This window comes from Flexivirga sp. G2 (genome assembly GCF_055397625.1).
The window spans coordinates 4,043,703-4,058,627 of record NZ_AP039675.1 but is presented as its reverse complement, the minus strand read 5'-3'; the positions used below and the strand labels follow the sequence as shown (position 1 = coordinate 4,058,627).

General features: G+C 66.9%; 21 protein-coding genes. 11 read left to right on the top strand and 10 right to left on the bottom strand.

Annotation, left to right across the window (positions count from 1 at the left end; translation table 11 throughout):
• Positions 1-145: 145 nt before the first annotated feature.
• A complete protein-coding gene (locus ACZ50J_RS19635; RefSeq protein ID WP_464298841.1) occupies positions 146-913 on the bottom strand; it encodes a class I SAM-dependent methyltransferase in 768 nt (255 codons plus the stop codon).
• Positions 914-998: 85 nt separating this feature from the next.
• On the opposite strand from ACZ50J_RS19635, the gene ACZ50J_RS19630 reads away from it, so the two are divergent.
• Complete coding sequence (locus ACZ50J_RS19630) at positions 999-1,640, top strand: TetR-like C-terminal domain-containing protein (protein WP_464298840.1); 642 nt, start codon at positions 999-1,001, stop codon at positions 1,638-1,640.
• A 418-nt stretch (positions 1,641-2,058) separates the two neighbouring features.
• On the opposite strand, the gene ACZ50J_RS19625 is transcribed toward ACZ50J_RS19630, so the two are convergent.
• The 3 genes from ACZ50J_RS19625 to ACZ50J_RS19615 all read right to left on the bottom strand — a co-directional run bounded on the left by ACZ50J_RS19625 (position 2,059) and on the right by ACZ50J_RS19615 (position 3,379).
• Positions 2,059-2,451 carry a hypothetical protein gene (locus tag ACZ50J_RS19625; RefSeq protein ID WP_464298839.1) on the bottom strand — a complete coding sequence of 131 codons (393 nt, stop codon included), beginning with the start codon at positions 2,449-2,451 and terminating at the stop codon, positions 2,059-2,061.
• 34 nt (positions 2,452-2,485) lie between these two features.
• The gene (locus ACZ50J_RS19620) at positions 2,486-2,899 is read right to left on the bottom strand and encodes an OsmC family protein (protein ID WP_464298838.1); all 414 of its coding nucleotides are present in this window, start codon (positions 2,897-2,899) and stop codon (positions 2,486-2,488) included.
• A gap of 75 nt (positions 2,900-2,974) precedes the next feature.
• Positions 2,975-3,379 carry a helix-turn-helix domain-containing protein gene (locus ACZ50J_RS19615; protein WP_464298837.1) on the bottom strand — a complete coding sequence of 135 codons (405 nt, stop codon included), beginning with the start codon at positions 3,377-3,379 and terminating at the stop codon, positions 2,975-2,977.
• 118 nt (positions 3,380-3,497) lie between these two features.
• On the opposite strand from ACZ50J_RS19615, the gene ACZ50J_RS19610 reads away from it, so the two are divergent.
• Entirely contained in the window at positions 3,498-3,914 is a 417-nt protein-coding gene (locus tag ACZ50J_RS19610; RefSeq protein WP_464298836.1) for a VOC family protein, read from the top strand.
• Positions 3,915-3,940: 26 nt separating this feature from the next.
• On the opposite strand, the gene ACZ50J_RS19605 is transcribed toward ACZ50J_RS19610, so the two are convergent.
• The 3 genes from ACZ50J_RS19605 to ACZ50J_RS19595 are packed head-to-tail and all read right to left on the bottom strand — an operon-like array spanning position 3,941 to position 5,602.
• Positions 3,941-4,360 carry a HEAT repeat domain-containing protein gene (locus ACZ50J_RS19605; protein WP_464298835.1) on the bottom strand — a complete coding sequence of 140 codons (420 nt, stop codon included), beginning with the start codon at positions 4,358-4,360 and terminating at the stop codon, positions 3,941-3,943.
• 51 nt (positions 4,361-4,411) lie between these two features.
• On the bottom strand, positions 4,412-4,819 hold the full coding sequence (locus tag ACZ50J_RS19600) for a hypothetical protein (RefSeq protein WP_464298834.1): 408 nt from the start codon (positions 4,817-4,819) through the stop codon (positions 4,412-4,414).
• 60 nt (positions 4,820-4,879) lie between these two features.
• Positions 4,880-5,602, bottom strand: coding sequence for a Type 1 glutamine amidotransferase-like domain-containing protein (locus tag ACZ50J_RS19595; protein WP_464298833.1), 723 nt, complete (start codon positions 5,600-5,602; stop codon positions 4,880-4,882).
• A gap of 45 nt (positions 5,603-5,647) precedes the next feature.
• On the opposite strand from ACZ50J_RS19595, the gene ACZ50J_RS19590 reads away from it, so the two are divergent.
• The 3 genes from ACZ50J_RS19590 (at position 5,648) to ACZ50J_RS19580 (ending at position 8,076) form a co-directional block, all read left to right on the top strand.
• On the top strand, positions 5,648-6,559 hold the full coding sequence (locus ACZ50J_RS19590) for a carbohydrate kinase family protein (RefSeq protein ID WP_464298832.1): 912 nt from the start codon (positions 5,648-5,650) through the stop codon (positions 6,557-6,559).
• 61 nt (positions 6,560-6,620) lie between these two features.
• Entirely contained in the window at positions 6,621-7,547 is a 927-nt protein-coding gene (locus ACZ50J_RS19585) for a pseudouridine-5'-phosphate glycosidase (protein WP_464298831.1), read from the top strand.
• Positions 7,548-7,647: 100 nt separating this feature from the next.
• Positions 7,648-8,076, top strand: a complete 429-nt coding sequence (locus tag ACZ50J_RS19580) for a DUF6069 family protein (RefSeq protein ID WP_464298830.1) — start codon at positions 7,648-7,650, stop codon at positions 8,074-8,076.
• 36 nt (positions 8,077-8,112) lie between these two features.
• On the opposite strand, the gene ACZ50J_RS19575 is transcribed toward ACZ50J_RS19580, so the two are convergent.
• Entirely contained in the window at positions 8,113-8,499 is a 387-nt protein-coding gene (locus ACZ50J_RS19575) for a hypothetical protein (RefSeq protein ID WP_464298829.1), read from the bottom strand.
• Between the two features lie 238 nt (positions 8,500-8,737).
• Here ACZ50J_RS19575 and ACZ50J_RS19570 point away from each other — a divergent pair, with 238 nt between their 5' ends.
• Complete coding sequence (locus tag ACZ50J_RS19570) at positions 8,738-9,217, top strand: hypothetical protein (RefSeq protein WP_464298828.1); 480 nt, start codon at positions 8,738-8,740, stop codon at positions 9,215-9,217.
• A gap of 111 nt (positions 9,218-9,328) precedes the next feature.
• Here the strand turns inward: ACZ50J_RS19570 and ACZ50J_RS19565 are convergent, their stop codons facing one another.
• Complete coding sequence (locus tag ACZ50J_RS19565; RefSeq protein WP_464298827.1) at positions 9,329-9,943, bottom strand: CGNR zinc finger domain-containing protein; 615 nt, start codon at positions 9,941-9,943, stop codon at positions 9,329-9,331.
• A gap of 122 nt (positions 9,944-10,065) precedes the next feature.
• Here ACZ50J_RS19565 and ACZ50J_RS19560 point away from each other — a divergent pair, with 122 nt between their 5' ends.
• Genes ACZ50J_RS19560 through ACZ50J_RS19550 form a run of 3 tightly spaced genes read left to right on the top strand, consistent with a single transcriptional unit; the run spans position 10,066 to position 11,936 of the window.
• On the top strand, positions 10,066-10,578 hold the full coding sequence (locus ACZ50J_RS19560) for a hypothetical protein (protein WP_464298826.1): 513 nt from the start codon (positions 10,066-10,068) through the stop codon (positions 10,576-10,578).
• A 49-nt stretch (positions 10,579-10,627) separates the two neighbouring features.
• Positions 10,628-10,855 carry a hypothetical protein gene (locus ACZ50J_RS19555; RefSeq protein ID WP_464298825.1) on the top strand — a complete coding sequence of 76 codons (228 nt, stop codon included), beginning with the start codon at positions 10,628-10,630 and terminating at the stop codon, positions 10,853-10,855.
• Positions 10,827-11,936 (top strand): serine hydrolase domain-containing protein, encoded by a 1,110-nt coding sequence (locus tag ACZ50J_RS19550; RefSeq protein ID WP_464298824.1) that lies wholly within the window; start codon positions 10,827-10,829, stop codon positions 11,934-11,936. The genes ACZ50J_RS19555 and ACZ50J_RS19550 overlap by 29 nt, the downstream gene beginning before the upstream one ends.
• Here ACZ50J_RS19550 and ACZ50J_RS19545 read toward each other — a convergent pair.
• Complete coding sequence (locus ACZ50J_RS19545) at positions 11,925-12,800, bottom strand: alpha/beta fold hydrolase (protein ID WP_464298823.1); 876 nt, start codon at positions 12,798-12,800, stop codon at positions 11,925-11,927. The two genes, ACZ50J_RS19550 and ACZ50J_RS19545, sit on opposite strands and share 12 nt — an antisense overlap.
• 99 nt (positions 12,801-12,899) lie before the next feature.
• Here ACZ50J_RS19545 and ACZ50J_RS19540 point away from each other — a divergent pair, with 99 nt between their 5' ends.
• Positions 12,900-13,523, top strand: coding sequence for a GntR family transcriptional regulator (locus tag ACZ50J_RS19540; RefSeq protein WP_464298822.1), 624 nt, complete (start codon positions 12,900-12,902; stop codon positions 13,521-13,523).
• Positions 13,520-14,884, top strand: coding sequence for an MFS transporter (locus ACZ50J_RS19535; protein WP_464298821.1), 1,365 nt, complete (start codon positions 13,520-13,522; stop codon positions 14,882-14,884). Before ACZ50J_RS19540 ends, ACZ50J_RS19535 begins: the two co-directional genes overlap by 4 nt.
• The last annotated feature ends 41 nt before the right edge of the window (positions 14,885-14,925 follow it).

Sequence of the window (14,925 nt, the reverse complement as noted above, 5' to 3'; positions counted from 1 at the left end):
GCTTGCCCTTCTTCCGTGGCCGGGGGCCTCGACCGGTAACACGGCACGCAGACAACAAGGTTGAAAGACGTTCCCGAGCCAACCACCTGGCGTACGACCTCCACCGCATGCCGAGCGGCGCGTTCGCCGGGAAGTACATCGCCGGCTACTCGGCCCGAGCAATCGCGTAATACGTCACCGGCGGAGTGTGCTCGGAGGTCGACAACCGGAAGCCTGCGAGGTCGCTGAGTTGCTCGTCACCGATGCGGCCGCTCCGCCGCCGAAGCAGAGCGCTCAGCAACGCGATGGGTGACCGCGGTTCGTAGCCGATGACCTCCGCCACTCGCAGGCCCGCGGCACGGGCGGCCGCACTGAGGTCGTCCGGGCGCCACAGTCGCGCTGCGGTATACCTGCCGGGGGGCATGATCCGAGTGCCCGGCGCCTGCTGGAACAGTCGCAGGTAGATCACCCGAGAAAGCGCAGTGTTGTTCAGCGTGTCGAGTATGACGACCCCACCGGGTCGCAGCACCCGACTGATCTCGGTGAAGACCGGTCGCACGTCGGACACGATCTCCAGGGTGTCGACACACCACACCAGATCAATCGAATCCGCTTCTGCAGGAAGATATTTGGCGTCTCCCACAACTGATCGAAGGGTCGGCCACCGACCGTTGTATCCGGCACGGAGCGCCCTCGTCGCATCGGCCGACGGGTCCACGGCAGTGACGTGGTACCCGACGTCGAGCATCAGCTGTGGCAACCGGCTGTAGCCGGCGCCGACTGCGAGCGCCGTGGCGAATTGCGGATCGGCGGCGGGCAGTTGCTGATGCAGTCTGGTGAGAAGCTCGCGTTGGGCGGCTTCGAAGGCGGATGCACGGATGTGTCGCCCGTCCAGGACGTCGGGGTCCGGGTTGTTCAGTTCGATCGTTGCCATGTCGCTCCGTCCGATGTTCTGGTTACAACGTCATCATTGTGTACACTGTAACCACCACGACCGCCCCGTCCGCAAGGAGTTGCCGATGAGCAAAGCGCCCGCCGACATACCGACCCGGGCAGCGCAGCGCCGTGAGCGCGAACGCGACGCCGCACGATCGGCGATCCTCGCCGCGGCGTTGGAGATCGGCTGCTCGGACGGGTGGGACGCGGTGACCATGCGCGCGTTGGCTGACCGGCTCGACTACTCCGCCAACTTCGCGTACCGCTACTTCAAGGGGCGCACCGACATACTGCTGAATGTCGCGCGCGACGGGTTCGCGCGCCTTCGCGCAACGCTGGAAACCGCTGCAGCAGGACGGAAGGCGGGGCGTCGGCGGCACGACGAGACCGCCGAGCTGGCCGCCGTCCGGCGAGCCGCGCACGCGTATTTCGACTTCGCGCTCGCCGAACCCGCGCTCTACGGCCTGATGTATGGCGTGGGGGGCGACCGCGTGCCCGCGACCGACGCATGGACCGAGGGCCAGGCCGTCGGCGACATCCTGGCCCGGCTGTTGCGCGAGGCCGGCGACAAGCACGCCGACCGACACGTCCTGCAACTGTGGGCGACCGCGCACGGTCTCGTCTCGTTGATCTGGGTCGGGCAAGTTGTCGAGGACGATGCGGCGCTGCACGAGCTGGCCGACGATGCGATCACCAACGTGCTCGCTCGGGTGGAGTCCGACTGACCGTCGGCGCACGGCCGGGAAGTATGCCGACAGGAAATCCACGGTGTGCGCCAGGCAGCGGCGGACGCTTCGGGGTGATGGACGATCGGCATCGGAATGTCGAAGGCGTGCCCGGCTCTGTCATACAGCTCGAAGCGAACGTCGTCGCCCGAAGCGGCGGTGCGATCTGCTCGACGGGTCGTCGGGGGGTGGGTCGATCTCGGATGCCTTCTTCGCTGTCGGATCGGCAACGTCAGCCATCGCGTTGGATCGCGCCCGCGCGTCCGGGCAGCCACCGGTACCCGGACGGGGTGCTCCTGTGCGGCCAACTCGCGCACGAGCGGGACCATCATTTTGGGCGGCAGACTCGCCTGCGACAGATGGGCCGCGGCGTGACGCAGTACGTCGTTCTCCTGTTCCAGCAATCGGTTTCGCCGCTTCAGGTACGCAGTTCGACAGACTCGCTGGTTGTGGTGCCGAGCGCCCGGCGCGCTGCATCGAGGTCATCCACGAGCAGCACCTTGCGATTGTCGTGGTCGCTGTACTGCCCGCGCAGGGCGACGCCGGCGACCACCAGCCGGTCCATCAGCTGACCGAGCGCTCCAGGCACGTCCGCGTCGAGCTCGACGACCACTACCGGACTCACCGCCACATCATGGAACCCGTTGTCGCGCAACGCCATCGCCGCACGATCACCGTCCTCCACCAGATAGTGCGCCATGCCGGACCACAGGCCGCCGCCTTCGAGGCTGACTCCTGCAGCGCCCAGGACGTTGCCTATGTGGCGGAGCGATACGGCCCCGTCGGGTGCCGGGATCTCGATGTCGAACACTCAGACCACCTCCACGGTCGGATCGAGCTGGATCTCAGTCGTCAACGAGTTGGCGATGTAGCACTGCTCGTGTGCGCTGTGCAGCAACTCGCGGACCCCGGTCGGCGGTGCCACCTCGCATGCGGATGTACGGGTGCAGCACGATCCGTGAAATACGCACTGGTTGCTGGTCGTCGGGCATGCTGCCCTCGGCGTCGTCCTCGTAACTGACCACCTCCAGCTGCGCCCGGGCGGCGACGGCGAGGAAGCTGAGCAGCTGGCAGGAGCTGGCGGCCGCGACCAGCAGCGCCTCCGGGTTCACCTTGGTCGGGTCTCCGCGAAACGCCTTGTCCGCGCTGACCGAGACATGCGTGCCATTGACGGTGACCTCGTGGCTCCGGTCGTAGGTTCGATAGTCGCGGGTGGACCCGGTCCAGGTCAGGGCGACGTCATACAGGTGAGTCGTCATACCTGCACGGTATGGCGAACAAGCTTCGGCGGCGGCCGAACTATGTTCTGTTCGCTATGTTCTGGAGGACCAGCATCAACCGGATGGGCGGGTCCATCGCATCGTGAACGAACCAGGAACGAACGAAGCCGGTCGGTCGGCGCTGGTCCGGTAGCAACCCGGTGACTCACCGACGATCTCGGTGAAGGTGCGCGTGAAGGTGCCGAGGCTGCTGAACCCGACCTCGATGCACACGTCGGTGACGTTGCGGTCGGTCCAGCGCAGGAGGTACATGGCGCGCTCCACGCGGCGCCGCTGTAGATACCGGTGCGGTGTCTCACCGAACGCCGCCTTGAACTCCCGGATGAAATGCGCCCTACCCATCAGCGCGATGCGGGCGAGCCTCGGCACGTCGAGCTTCTCGCGGTAGTGCACGTCGATCGCGTCACGCGCCCGCAACAGCCGACGGTTGCGGTCCTCCAGAGGCTCCACCCGGGCCATCGTATGGCGGTGGGAGCCCGGTCGCGAGGAGCGCACTTTCGGAGAAGTGCGGTGGACCGACCCGGTCATAGGCTCGCAAGGACTCGACCGGCACCACCGACTGGCAGGGAGCAACATCATGTTGAAGCGGAACAACATCTCCTCGATCTTCGTGCTCGACCAGGACGAGGCGAAGACGTTCTACACCGAAGTGCTCGGCCTCGAGGTCGACCAGGACATGGACTTCGGACCCATGCGCTGGCTGACCGTGCGTGTCCCGGGCGACCCGAAAGTGATCCTGCTGGAGAAGCCCGGCCCTCCGGGCATCGACGAAGCGACTGCCGCTCAGGTCCGTGAACTCGTCACCAAGGGCGCCGGCGGCGGTTGGCTGGCTTTCGACACCGACGACGTGGACGGTGCGTTCGCCACGTTGAAGGACGCCGGTGTCGACTTCACCCAGGAGATCGTCGAGCAGCCGTACGGCCGGGACTTCGCCATACGCGACCCGTTCGGCAACAACATCCGCATCGGGGACGTGCACAGCGACCTTGCCTGAGTCGCTGCGGCGTCGCACCTCCGGCGTCAGCCGAGTGTGCCCCGGGCTCGCTCGGCGGCGGCGCGAACGCGGGCGTTGTCGTCCTTGGCAAGCTGCTCGACTGTGTGGGGTGCATCGACCGAGGTCGTCATACGTGCCGCAATGACCTTGGCCGCCATCTCACGGACTCGCCAGTGCTCGTCGGAGCACGCAGCGAGGACCGCAGGTTCGGCGATCGGGTCCCAGGCGTAGAGCAACGCGCGCAGCGCCCACGCACGCGGCCAGTAGCCGTCCGGGCCGCCTTCATGCCCCTCGAGCACGTATGGCGCACTCTCGCCACCGACGACCTCCACCAGCGCCGCGTCGATGTCGCCGCCGAGCAGCCGAACGCACCGCCCGACGAACTCGCGCTCGCCGTCCCGCGCCACGGCGGCAACCACGCGTTCCCGAGGTATCGTTCTGCCCACGATCGATGAGTCTGGCATCGCCGACCGACATACGAGCGAGAGCCGACCCCGCTACTCGACGGGCACCTCACCACGCGCGACGCGCGTCGCCCAGCGCATCACGGCCACATCGTCGACGTGACCACTGGGCAGGTTGTCGGGTATGACGTCGTTCATGTCGACCAGGTAGTGCAGCGCTGCGACCACCAGCCGGCATCGTGCGTCCGCGACAACGTCGGTCGCGTCACCGCTGGCCAGGTCGTCGATGTGCGCTTCGACCACCGCGCACGCGATGTCGATGTCGATGCCGCCCTGGGCATCCGGCAGCTGTCCGATGCCGAACTCGTGCGCCGCGACCTTCTCGAGCAGGCCGGCCAGTGCAGTGTGGTCGTTCACGGTGCGCGCCGCGACGTGGCGGCAGCGCTGGAACGGCATGGAGAGAAGCAGCTTGTCCAGGGGCGGCGGGGTCTCGAGGCTCACGGGTCCAGCACTGTAGCGGCACATCATGTATGCCGCGTGCACCCTGCGATGACTACCGCGTCACAGCCGCCGGGTCGGCAGCTCGGTCTCCACGGCGCTGTCGCCGTCCCGCACCAGGTGGTAGGCGCCGGCGCCGTCGAGCTCGGTCACCGCTTCGGCGAATTCCGTCCCGCGATAGAGGATTCCGGCGCCATCGTCGCTGCAATAGGACTCGGGCAGGGTGCCGTCAGCGACCAGTCGTTGCATCAGCGGTCGCCGGCGTTCCTCGCCGTCGTAGTGCACGCCGTTGCCGTAGGGCAGCAAGCCGAGACCGTTGGTGACCGGACGCAGGTCCACTCCGAACGAGTCGGTCGTGCCGCCCATGTGCCAGCAGAGCGAACCGGCGCTGACACCGGTGAGCACCACGCCCGCCTCCCATGCAGCGCGCATCGCGTCGTCGAGGCCGTGCACGCGCCATACGGCCAGCAGGTTGGCGACGGAGCCGCCCATGACCCAGATGACGTCCTGCTGCAGCAGGTGCTCGGCCGGGTCCGCGACATTCGGCATGGTGAAGAGCTGCAGGTGCGAGTGGTCGTAGCCGGCGACCTTTGCGGCCTCGGCGAGGTTGTGCAGCACGTGCGGGTTGTCTCCGCACGCCGTCGCGATCGTGCACACGCGGGGAGCACGGCCGGTCACACCGGCGAGATCAACTGCGAACTGGGTCAATTCGCTGAACTCGAAGTACGTGCGCTCACCGGGGCGGAGGCCTCCGGAGGTTGCGAGAATGGTGCGTTCGGCGGACATGGGGTGACCGTAACGTACGTCACAGCGCCTGACAGACTGATTTTCATGTGTCGAGTCCTCGTCGTGGGTGGTGCGAACGTCGACGTCGTCGCGCAGTCGTCGGCGACATTCACTCCGGGCACCAGCAACCCCGGACGCACCTACTCCAGCGCCGGCGGCGTCGGCCGCAACATCGCCGCCAATCTCGGCCGGCTCGGCGTGCCGACCACCCTCATCGCTGCCTTCGGGAACGACACGTTCGGTCAGCGGCTACGGTCCGAAACATCAGCTACTTCAGTCGATCTCACACATTCGGTGGACGTCGACATGCCCAGCGGCAGCTATCTGGCGATGCTCGGCGCGGACGGTGAGCTGGTCGGTGCGGTCTCGGACATGGCGGCGACCGAGTCGCTGCGGGTCGAACACGTCGGCGTGGAGTTCATCGCGGACGCCTCGTATGTCGTGCTCGATGCGAATCTCGCCGGCGTCGTGCTGGAGCATGTATGCCGGGCGGCGGCCGCCGCGGATGTGCCGGTGATCATCGACCCGGTGTCCGTGCCGAAGGCCGAACGCGTGGCCCAAGTCCTGGGCACTGCACCGATCCACACCCTCACGCCGACGCGGACGGAACTTGTCGCGCTGACGGGTGAGGACGATCCGGAGTCGGGAGTCGCCGCGCTGCACGACCTGGGCGTCGAACGGATATGGGTCCGCGAAGGCGCAAGTGGCTCAACGCTTTTCACGCGCACATCGACCACGCACCTGGCGGCGATCACCGCCGTCGTGCAGAACGTCACGGGAGCCGGGGACGCGATGGCAGCGGCATACGTCCACGCCCTGGTCGCCGGGCTCGACGACGTCACAGCGGCCCGCCACGGGGCCGCCGCGGCGTACCTGACCGTCATCAGCGAGCACACCGTCCGGCCGGATCTCACCCCGGCACTGATCGAGAGCGTCCTGAAGGAGCAGCGTCCATGAACAGCACTCCACGAAGTTTCTCCCGCACTTCTTTCCTCCGAATACTTCGCGGGGACCCCGCATGAGCATCCACCCCCGTCTACGACCGACCGACGAGGTGCGTGACGCGCTGGAGGCCGGACGTCCCGTGGTGGCTCTGGAGAGCACGATCATCAGCCACGGGATGCCCTACCCGGACAACGTGACGATGGCGCGGGAGGTCGAGGCGCTCATCCGCGCTGAGGGTGTGACGCCGGCGACGATCGCCGTGCTGGACGGTGTGCCGCGCATCGGCCTCACCGACGCAGACCTCGAAATGCTCGGCAGGGCAGGCCAATCCGTCACCAAAGCCAGCGTGCGGGATCTGGCACTTGTCATTGCGCAGGGCGGTCACGGCGCGACCACCGTGGCTGCGACCATGCGCCTCGCATCGCTGGCCGGGATCCGAATCTTCGCGACCGGCGGACTGGGCGGCGTGCACCGTGGTGCCACCACATCGATGGACGTGTCCGCCGACCTGACCGAGCTGTCCCGTACGCCGGTCGCGGTCATCTCCGCCGGGGTGAAATCGATCCTCGACATCGGCTTGACGCTCGAGGCGATGGAGACGCTGTCGATCCCGGTGATCGGATATCGGACCGACGAATTCCCTTCGTTCTATTCGCGCTCCAGCGGCCACGCGGTCCCGATGCGCGCCGACAGCCCCGACGAACTCGCCGCGATCATGGCGACGCAGTGGGACCTCGGCATCACGTCCGGTTTCGACATCGCCAACCCGATCCCGGAGGCCGACGAGATCCCCGCCGATCGGATCTCCGGCATCATCACGCAGGCGCTCGCCGACATGGATCACCTGGGCATCACCGGCAAGGACACCACGCCATACCTGCTCGGCCGAGTGGTCGAACTGACCGGCGGTGCGTCGCTGACCGCCAACATCGCGCTGGTCAAGAACAACGCCCTGTTGGGTGCGCAGCTGGCGAAGGCGTATGGGCACCGGGTGAATTGATCGGGTGAGTTGCGCTGCCGGATGTCGTATTCGGTCGAGCCCGTTCGTCGTCATGTCAAGGGACGGCAACAGCCGCCTCACTGACCGGAAGGTGCATGACATGTCCGAAATACTCACCGTCCACGAGCAGTCCCGTGTTCGATCGACCGGTTCGGCGCTGTGGTTGCCCGGCGTCGCGCTGTCCGTCGGCGGCGCAGTCGCCGCCTCGCTGGTCGCCGCCGTCGCACACGCAGCCGGGGCGTCACTGGAGATTGCCGGTGACGCGATTCCGGTGCTCGGCTTCGCCCAGCTCGCGTTCATCTTCTCTCTCATCGGCGTCCTGCTGGCTGCGGCGTGTCGGCGGTGGTCGCGGAACCCGGCTCAGGTCTTCACGTGGACGACCCTGGCGCTGCTCGTGCTGTCGTTCATCCCCGACCTCGTGACGCCGGACATCGATGCGGCGTCCCGAGTCGCGCTGATCTGCAGTCACCTTGCGGCCGCGGCGGTCGTCATCCCCGGGCTCAGGGCCCGACTGCACCAAGCGTTGTGAGCGCGAAAGGTCAGTGGATGTGGTGAGAGTCGACTCTCACGACATCCACTGACCTGTCGCTGCGTCCTGGGACAGATACTTCACCGGGATGCCGTGCGCGGTCGCGTAGGCGATCTCTGACCTGGTCGATTCGCCGACGTACCCATCGACATCGAGAACGTAGACATAGTCGGCCAGATCGATCTTGCGCTTGTGCAACTCGTCCAGGGCGACCTTCTCGACCGAGTCGTGGGATACGCCCTCGCCATACCCGTGCTGCTCGTGCGCGTGCGGGTAGAAGCCGATCGAGAGGACGATCTGACCGGCCATCGTCAGGTCGTAGTTGGCCCGCTGGAACTCGTCATAGAACCGGCTCGAGCCGCACAGGCAGACGATCGTCGGCCGCGTCTCGGCGTGGAAGGTGCGTCGCAGCTCGGTGCTCACGATGTTTGCCTCTCTCGGCGTCGCGGGCCTTCGGGCAGGAGGCCTCGTTGCGTCGACGCCGTTGAAAGTATGCCTTCTTCACTGCGGCGGGGATCGCCAGGCAGGGTGGCCTTGACTACCACTCAACGTGCCGCCGACCGGGTCGAACCGGGTGCTGGCGCGCGGTCTGGTGGGTAGTCTCAGGCACGACCCGCCCGGCAGCCACCGTCCGCCGGGGGCGCAGACAGGGGAGAGTCCGATGAATCTGATCAGTATGAAGCACGCGAAGATCGCGGCGGTCGCAGCAGCCGCACTGGCCGTCACGGGAGTGGTCCCGGTTGCGACCGCCCCGCACGCCGCAGCGGCGACGGGATGCTCGGGCAAGCTGATCGAGAGCCGATCGCTGAAGGTCGGCAAGACCATTGTCGGGTCGATGGCGATCTACTACAACGCGGCGACGGGAGTGAACTGCGCCAAGACCAATCACGGGGGCGTCACCTGGAACAAGAAGGCGTACACCCTCATCGAGATCTACTCGTGCAGGAATCGTACGCCCGGCCGCAACTGTGACATGGACAAGCACGCCATCAACAGCGGGAACTTCAAGCAGTATGCCGGTCCGGTCTCGGTCAACGCCAAGGGCCGGTGCATCGCCGTGCACGCGAACATCTGGTGGAAGGGTGACGCGACCGCCTACAGCGGCGGCTACCGGTCGTTGATCACGACCCACTGCGGGTAGTCGTCGCGCTCAAACGACTCGCGGAGGTTCGACCGATCTGAAACCCAGTGAGTCGATATCGCTCTGATCCCTAGCGATGTCCCAGGACAGCACCCCGACGGACTGGTGCGGTCAGTGGTGCTGCCGGTTCGCGAATGCGGCTTGCTTCGCACGGTTGCCGCAGACCGCCATCTGGCACCAGCGTCGGCGGCGGGACGTGTTGAGGAAGAGCCACCCGCAGTCCTCCCCGGGGCAGGCGGAGACGAGCTCGCGTTGCTGATCGGCGAGCAGGTGCCCGGCCTCGATCAACAACGCATCGAGGGGATCGTGCAGCGTAGGCGTGCCACCGAACTCCCAGTGTGCGGAGTCATTTTCGACGACAAATCGTCGTCGGGAGTGGGCTGCGCCGATCGCGGTGGCGAGCCGATGTCTGGCAGCCGCGCTCGGAGTGCTGGTCAGCGCGGCGTAGAGGTCGGCTCTCAGCGCGCGGGTGCGGTCGAGGGTCCGATCGGCTGGTTTCGGGTTCTTGGCGGCCTGCTGGCGGAGTGCATCGGTGGTCGCTTCTGACATGACCCCGGTGCTGTACGCGAGCAGCGCGAGCGCGTCATACGAACGTAGGTATTCGCCGCGCAGATCGGGTGGGCCGTCCCATCCGGCACGGGTGTTGCACAGCTCGAGTGCCGGGTGCCCGCTCAGCGGTTTGGGCAGAACGACGCCGTCGACCTCGATCGTCCAGGGGGTTGACACCTCGTCATCTAACCACTGTTATGCAATAACCAGTTAGTTGAAATGAATGGTTAGGGGAATGAACGATGCGCTTGTCACGAGGAATCACGGCAACGATCGGAGTGGCGGCACTCGCTGTGGGAGTGGCGCAAACGGCACCGGCAGTTGCGACGCCACGAGCCGCCGGGAGCGGCACGGGCTGGCACTGGGTGCACGAGGGATGGAAGCCGGCACCGCAAGGAGATCTGACTCTTCCGGCGGCTCGGTATTGCGGCACGTTCGACCTGAAGCTGTCCGCAGTCACCCAGGATGTCCGGGGCAAGGTGCTCTCGCGCTGGGACAACGGCACGCCGAAAGACACCTTCTACAGCGGGCCGCTCACGACTCGCGCCGAAAATCTGACCACCGGCAAGGCCAAGAATTACGACCTCGGCGGTGAGGCATTGGAGACCGACTACCCGACCGGCAATCTGCAGACCTACCGGATGTTCGGACCCGTCGGCATCGGTATGCCGGCCGGCGCTTCGAAGGGTCTGCCCGCCGGCTACTACGCCGTCGACGGCTATCACGTCGTGCGGTTCAACGCCGACAACACCGAGCGCACACTGACCAGGTCATACGGCACGGAGACCGACATCTGCGCTGCCGTGCGATGACCACCGGGGGTGTGGTGCCCCCGCGCCACCGCCGGTGCACAATGGACAGGTGATTGCCGACCTGCCGACGAAGCTCGACCAGAACAACGGGCACCCCATCGGGATGGGCGTCACCTTCTGGGGCATCTGCATCTTCATGGTCGTCCTCTTCGCCCTGATCATCTGGGTCGGCAAGCAGCGCGACAAGCGCCGCGGCGGGCCGAGAGAGGCTCCCGAGCTTCCGCTGTTGGTCAAGAAGGACGAAGAGCGTGAGCGGCGTCGCCAAGCCGGTCACTGACGCGGTCGCGGCCCTCGAGGCCGCGCGTGTCACTCCGGTCGCACCCGGAGCACCGCTGGTCCCGGGCGCCGTCGGACTCCTCGCCATCGGGGACGACGTCCTCACGACGCACGTCACCGGCTCCGCCGTGTTGTATGACGACTCCGCCGCTCTCCTGTCCGAGCACGACCGGGTCCCGATGCGGCCCGACACGGTCTTCGACGTCGCATCGCTGACCAAACTCTTCACCGCGACCGTCGCCATGCAGCAGGTCGAAGCGGGATCGCTCGACCTCGATGCGCCGGTCGCGGCATACCTCACGGAGTTCGCGGCGGGTGGCAAGGCCGCCATCACTGTGCGCCAACTGCTCACGCACACCAGCGGTTTGGAGTGGTGGCTGCCGCTCTGGCGGGACTGGCCGACGCGAGAAGCCCGCATCCACGCGGCCCTGACCCATCCGCCGGCGACGCGGCCGGGGGAGCGGTTCGTCTACAGCGACCTCAATCTCATCACGCTCGGCATCGTCCTCGAACAGCTCGGCGGCGCGTCGCTCGACGTGCTGGTCCATGACGGCGTCACCGCCCCGCTGGGTATGCGGGACACCGGCTTCATCCCTCGACTCGGGCACGTCCCGGCGGAGCGCTTCGCGGCCACCGAGATCGAGGACGATGCCGGCCGCGGCCTGGTGCGCGGGGAGGTCCATGACGAGAACGCCTGGTCCCTCGGCGGTGTCTCCGGGCACGCAGGCGTCTTCTCGACCGCTGCCGACCTGCTGCGGTTCGCGCAGGTCTTCACCGGTGATGAGCCACGGATCCTGAGCACTGACAGTGTGATTGCCATGACCACCAACCTCAACCCGGACCTGCCCGAAGACTCGCATGGCCTGGGCTTCGAGATCGATCAGCCCCGCTACATGGGCGAACTCAGTGGCCCGCAGACCATCGGACACACCGGCTTCACGGGCACCTCGCTCGTGGCAGACCTGGCGAGTGGCGCGACCGCCATACTGCTGACGAACGCGGTGCACCCGCATCGTCCGGAGACGTCGATCAACGCGCTCCGCGCGGCGTGGGCGACCGGCGCTGCTCGGTCAGCTCGTTGACCGGACCCGCCGCAGGACCGCTTCGGCGACCTCCGCGGCGTTGACCTCCGGCAGCCAGTGTCCGGCGCCCTCGATCTCGATGAATTCGTAAGGGCCGGAGACGAATTCGGCTGACTTCTCCGCCGCTTCACGGCCGAGCGCGAAGTCTCGCGTGCCCCACACGTAGCTCATCGGCACGGTGATCGAACGATCCCTGGGTGCGTGCCCGTCGCCACGACCACCGCCACGCTTGCGGCGCGGAAGAGCGGCGCGCAACTGCCCGGCCGCCATCGACCGGTACCAACCCAGCGGGCCGGTCAGCGACTGCGGAGTGCTGAAGCGGTCGGCATACTTCTGGGCGTCCTCGGGCGACATGCCCGTCTTGACATACATCTCCGGCAACTGTCGCAGCACGCCGCGCTCGGCGACCCAGGGCACCTGGAACAGCGCCATGTAACTGCTCTTGCGCCACTGGTCACTGTGCCGCATCGCCCACAACAGGGCCTCGGGGTGCGGTGTGGAAAGTGTGGTCGCCGACGCGATGCGATCGGCGTGCGCCTGCGCGAGTTGCCAGATCACCGCGCCGCCCCAGTCGTGGCCGACGACATGGGCGGTCTCCTTGCCGGCGGCGTCGATCAGCGCGATCACATCCTGCGCCAGCTGCGACAACGGGTATGCCGTGCGCTTGCGCGGCGTTGCGCCGGGGGAGTAACCACGCTGGTCCGGTGCGATCACCCGGTAGCCGGCGTCGACGAGCAATGGCGTGACCTTCGCCCAGGCCTGGCGGTCCTGCGGAAAGCCGTGCAGCAGCACGATGAGCGGAGCGTCCTCCGGTCCCGAGTCGGAGACATCGAAGGTCAGCTGGCCGCGGCGGTAGGTCTGCATTACCCGACGGTAGCCCAGACGGCTGGCGAGTGTATGTCGCGCACGTCACGTGCGACGGCCTGGCCCCACCCGCACTGTTGCATCTAAGATAGATACAACATGAGTGCAAGCGACAAGGCATACGAACACGTCAAGGGCGGCATCCTCGCCGGGGACATCCCGGCGAGCACTTTCCTGACGGAGGGGCAGCTCGCCGACGAGGTCGGCATCTCCCGGACGCCCGTCCGTGAGGCACTGCTGCGACTCCAGGCCGAAGGCATGATCGAGCTCTTCCCGAAGAAGGGTGCGCTCGTCGTCGCCCCGACCCCGCGGGAGATGCGTGAGGTGTTCGAGGCCCGCGCCCTGATCGAGGAGTGGGCGGCTGCACAGATGTGGTCGCGTCGCGACGAGGCGCTACCCGCGTTGCGCGAGAGGCTCGACGAGATGTCGGCCGCGATGAAGATCGATGACGTCAGCGCCTTCAGCGCCGCGGACCGGGCGTTCCACGAGGTCATCGTCGAGGCGGCCGGCAATTCGGTGATCGCCCGGCAGTATTCCCACCTGCGGGACCGGCAGATCGTCATCGTCGCCGGTAACCTGCGCGGCGACAAGCCGCGGATGACCAAGTCGCTGCGGCAGCACCGCGAACTCCTGCGCCTCGTCGAGTCCGGTACCAAGTCGCAGTTCGTGCATGCCTGCAGTGAGCACGTCGCGTATGCCGGCAGTCTGGCGGGCACCCGATGAACGCGCCTGCCGCCGACGCCGGTCATCTGCCCGGGATCGTCGAATCTCCCTCTGCCGCATGGCCGTTGGGCGGACGTCGCGCGTGGGCGGTCTTCGTCACTGCGCTCTTCGTCTACATTCTGGCGATCTTCCACCGCACCTCGCTCGGCGTCGCCGGGGTGATGGCCGCCGAGCGTTTCCACATCAGTTCGGCGCAGCTGGCAACCTTCGTCATGGTCCAGCTCTTCGTGTATGCCGTCATGCAGGTGCCGGTCGGTGCGCTACTGGACCGCTTCGGCTCCAAGGTGCTGCTCATCGCCGGGGTGACGACGATGACCATCGCGCAGTTCGGCTTCGCGTTCGCCGACACCTTCGCATTGGGTGTGCTGGCAAGGGTTTTCGTCGGTATGGGCGACGCGATGGTCTTCGTGTCGCTGCTGCGGGTGGTGGCGTTGTGGTTCCCGCCGGCTCGTTCGCCGATCATGACGCAGCTGGTCGGTGTGTTCGGGCAATTCGGCGCGATCGCGGCGGCCGGACCGCTGTCCGCGGCGCTGCACGGGATGGGTTGGACCAAGTCCTACCTGCTCGCCTCGTCGGTGGGCATCGTGCTCGGTGTCGCGCTGATCCTGGTCGTGCGCGATTCGCCATACACGACCAAGGAGCGCACCGAGATCAAGCTGCGCGCCGTGGCACGTGCGGTGTCCAGTGCATGGCGCGAGCCGGGCACCCGGCTGGGGTTGTGGTGCCACTTCACCTCGCAGTTCAGTGCGACGGTCTTCAGCCTGATGTGGGGCTTCCCGTTCCTGACCAAGGCCGAGGGGTTGTCGTCCGGCACCGCGAGCCTGCTGCTGGAGATCATGGTCATCGCGACGGTGACCGCCAGCCCGCTGTTCGGCGCGTTCACCGCGCGTTACCCCTACAACCGATCGACGCTGGTGCTCGGCACGGTCACGGCGATCATGGCCATGTGGGCGGTCGTGCTGCTCTGGCCGGGACGAGCACCGCTGCCGGTGCTGCTGGTGCTGGTGATCGTCACCGCGATCGGTGGCCCTGGATCGATGATCGGCTTCGACCTGGCGCGGACCTTCAACCCGACCCACCGCATCGGGTCGGCGTCCGGAATCGTCAACGTCGGTGGATTCTCGGCGACCCTGATGTCGGTCTTCGTGATCGGCGTGATCCTCGACCACGTCGCTCCCGGCGGTGCCGAGCACTACGACATGCACGCCTTCCGGGTGGCGATGTCCTTCCAGTACGTCGTGTGGGCCTTCGGCATCATCCAGATCCTGCGGCTGCGGCGCCATACCCGCCGGCTGGTGCACAGCTCGGACGATTACGAGCACCTCAAGGTCAGCGTCCGCGGGACCCGCTCCGCCGGTTGAGCGAAGCGCTCTCCGCAACTGTTCCGACGGCGTAGATTTCG